Below are 3,275 nucleotides of genomic sequence, written 5' to 3' on the forward strand. Positions count from 1 at the left end.
CCCCCCCCCCCCCCCCCCCCCCCCCCCCCCCCCCCCCTCCTACAGGGTCAGAATTTGTTCAGAGGGATTTTCAGGTAAGTCACGCCATTGCCCTCGGCCGGCGGCAAATTCCCCGCCCGCACATTCACCTGGATCGCCGGCAGTAACAGCGTCGGCATGCCCAGCCCTGCATCACGTCGTGTGCGCATTTCCACGAACGCGGCTTCATCGATCCCGTCATGTATATGAATGTTGTTTTTGCGTTGTTCGCCGACGGTGGATTGGCACTGGGGGGAGCGGCCATTGGGCGGGTAGTCGTGGCAGACGAACAGCCGCACGCTGGCGGGGAAGGCCAGCAGTTTGTGGATCGAGGCGAACATCTGGTTGGCATTGCCGCCCGGGAAATCGCAGCGGGCGGTGCCGACGTCGGGCATGAACATCGTGTCGCCCACCAGAATCACATCGCTGTCGACCAGGTAAGCCATGTCCGCCGGGGTATGGCCGGGCACGTGCAGGGCGGTGGCCTTGAGGTTGCCGATCATGAACGATTCGTCGGGGGCGAACAGGTGATCGAACTGGGAGCCGTCGACGCGAAAGGAGGGTTCCAGATTGAACAGCGCCTTGAACACGTCCTGGACCTTGCTGATCGACTCGCCAATGGCGATCTTGCCACCCAGCTCCCGCCGCAGATAAGGCGCGGCGGACAGGTGATCGGCGTGGGCGTGGGTTTCCAGCAGCCATTGCACCTGCAGCTTGTGGGCACGAACGAAGTTGATGATTTTGTCAGCCTGGGTCGTCGCGGTACGCCCGGCGGCACCGTCGTAGTCGAGCACGGGGTCGACGATCGCACACTGCCCGCCATCGGCCTCGTAAACCACATAGCTGTAGGTCGAGGAGGCGGGGTCGAGGAAAGCTTCAATCAGCGCGGGCATGAACATGGACCTGTGCAGGGGTAGAAAAGTCAGTCGTGGGTTGCAACACTTTACATAAAAACATAATGTTCACAGCTTAAGTGACGTTGAAGGCATCCTGCAAATGCAATCCAGTCTGACCGAATGTGAAGTCGCCCAACTGCGCGCCTCGGCCTCCAAGGCCTGTGCGCTGCTCAAGGCCCTGGCCAATGAGGATCGCCTGTTGATCCTGTGCCAGCTGACCCAGGGTGAGCGCAACGTAGGCGAGCTGGAGAAAATGACCGGCGTGCGCCAACCGAGCCTGTCCCAGCAATTGGGGGTCCTGCGCGATGAAGGACTGGTCGCGACCCGTCGTGAAGGCAAGTACATTTTTTACGGTCTCGCCAGTCATGAAGTGATCCAGGTGATGAAAACCCTCTCCGGACTTTATTGCGGGGCGGTGTTTAAAAGCTGGATTCAACCCTGATCCTGTTCAACACCCCGAACCTGTGGGAGCGGGCTTGCTCGCGAAGACATAGTGTCAGTCGACACCTTCATTGGCTGACCCACCGCTTTCGCGAGCAAGCCCGCTCCCACAGTAGTTTTGTGTACTGACTAGAAAAATCCTTGCGTGCAGCAATAAGGAACAAGCAATGAACGATCAACACTGGGGCCCATCCATCAGTGCAGATATCGTGGTCATCGGCGGCGGCACGGCGGGCATCGGCCTTGTCGCCAGCCTGCTCAAGCGTAGCCCGCATCTGAACGTCACCGTGATCGAACCCAGCCCCCGGCACTTCTATCAACCGGCCTGGACGCTGGTCGGCGGTGGTGCATTCAACGTGGAAAACACCGTGCGGCCGACAGCGTCGGTGATGCCGCGCGGGGCCAATTGGGTGCAGGCTGCCGTGACCGGCATCGATCCTGACAAACGCCAACTCACCCTCAGTGACGCGCGCACGGTCAGCTATCTCAATCTGGTCGTCTGCCCCGGCCTGCGCCTGGCCTGGGAGAAAATCGAAGGTCTGGAGGAAACCCTCGGCCAGCATGGCGTGACCTCGAATTACAGCTATCAGCACGCGACCTACACCTGGGATCAGGTGCAGAAATTGCGCGGCGGCAAGGTGCTGTTCACTCAGCCGGCCATGCCGATCAAATGCGCGGGAGCGCCACAAAAGGCGCTGTACCTGTCCTGCGATCACTGGAACAGGACCGGTGTGCTGAACAACATTGACGTCGAATTCAACCTGGCCGGCGCGGCGCTGTTTGGTGTGGCGACGTTTGTCCCGCCGCTGATGAAGTACATCGAGAAGTACAAGGCCCGGTTGGCGTTCAACTCGAATCTGGTCAAGGTCGACGGCCCGGCGAAAACCGCATGGTTCGAGGTCAGGGATGCCGATGGCAATGTCACCCGTCAGGCAAAAGCCTTTGACCTGCTGCATGTCGTACCGCCCCAGGTCTCCCCGGATTTCATCGCCCGCAGCGCGCTGGCCGACACCGCTGGCTGGTGCGAGGTCGATCCGCACAGCCTGCAGCATCCGCGTTATCCCGACGTCTTCGCGCTGGGTGATATCTGCGGCACCACGAATGCAAAAACCGCAGCTGCGGTGCGCAAGCAGATCGTGGTGGTGGCCGAAAACCTGCTGGCCTTGCGCAAGCAACAACCGCTGCCGCTGAAGTACGACGGCTATGGCTCCTGTCCGCTGACGGTGGAGAAGGGCAAGGTGATCCTTGCCGAGTTCGGTTATGCGGGCAAGTTGCTGCCGACCTTTCCCCTTGACCCGACGACCCCGCGCCGCTCGGCGTGGTGGCTGAAGGCGACACTGCTACCGTGGTTCTACTGGAACGGTATGCTCAAGGGCCGTGAGTGGCTGACGCGTGTGTCCAGGGTCGACTGAGAACTCCCTATGTTGCTGGCAAGTCTGTTTGGCGTAGTAATGGGGTTGGTGCTCGGCTTGACTGGCGCCGGCGGCGGTATCCTTGCGGTCCCGGCGCTGGTGTTGGGGTTGGGCTGGAGCATGACCCAGGCCGCTCCGGTGGCGTTGTTCGCGGTGGGCAGTGCTGCAGCGGTCGGCGCCATCGATGGATTGCGCCATGGCCTGGTGCGTTATCGCGCGGCGTTGTTGATCGCAGCACTCGGTGCGGTGTTTTCGCCGGTGGGCATCTACTTCGCCCATCAGTTGCCGGAAAAAATCCTGATGATCCTGTTCAGCCTGTTGATGGTCATGGTGGCCTGGCGGATGTTGCGCCGTGAACGCAAGGATGACGGCCCGAGCGATCATGGGCACGCCAACTGGGGCCAGAAGAACTGCATGCTCGATCAACAGACCGGGCGCTTTTCCTGGACCGCCAAATGCACCGCGACCCTCGCCGCACTCGGTGCGGTGACGGGGGTGGTGTCGGGGT

4 protein-coding genes are annotated in these 3,275 nt (G+C 61.3%); 3 read left to right on the forward strand and 1 reads right to left on the reverse strand.

The window, feature by feature from the left end; translation table 11 throughout:
• Nucleotides 1-47: 47 nt before the first annotated feature.
• Nucleotides 48-911 (reverse strand): MBL fold metallo-hydrolase, encoded by an 864-nt coding sequence (locus ACCD00_RS30365; protein ID WP_413428885.1) that lies wholly within the window; start codon nt 909-911, stop codon nt 48-50.
• A gap of 103 nt (nt 912-1,014) precedes the next feature.
• On the opposite strand from ACCD00_RS30365, the gene ACCD00_RS30370 reads away from it, so the two are divergent.
• From ACCD00_RS30370 to ACCD00_RS30380, 3 genes are all read left to right on the forward strand, one after another.
• Nucleotides 1,015-1,356, forward strand: a complete 342-nt coding sequence (locus ACCD00_RS30370; protein WP_413428886.1) for an ArsR/SmtB family transcription factor — start codon at nt 1,015-1,017, stop codon at nt 1,354-1,356.
• Between the two features lie 166 nt (nt 1,357-1,522).
• Complete coding sequence (locus ACCD00_RS30375) at nt 1,523-2,767, forward strand: FAD/NAD(P)-binding oxidoreductase (protein WP_413428887.1); 1,245 nt, start codon at nt 1,523-1,525, stop codon at nt 2,765-2,767.
• 9 nt (nt 2,768-2,776) lie between these two features.
• Nucleotides 2,777-3,275, forward strand: a 499-nt coding sequence (locus tag ACCD00_RS30380) for a sulfite exporter TauE/SafE family protein (RefSeq protein ID WP_413428888.1), incomplete at its 3' end; no start/stop codon positions are given.

The organism is Pseudomonas sp. Pseusp3, from assembly GCF_047304225.1.
GTDB lineage: Bacteria > Pseudomonadota > Gammaproteobacteria > Pseudomonadales > Pseudomonadaceae > Aquipseudomonas > Aquipseudomonas fluorescens_CD.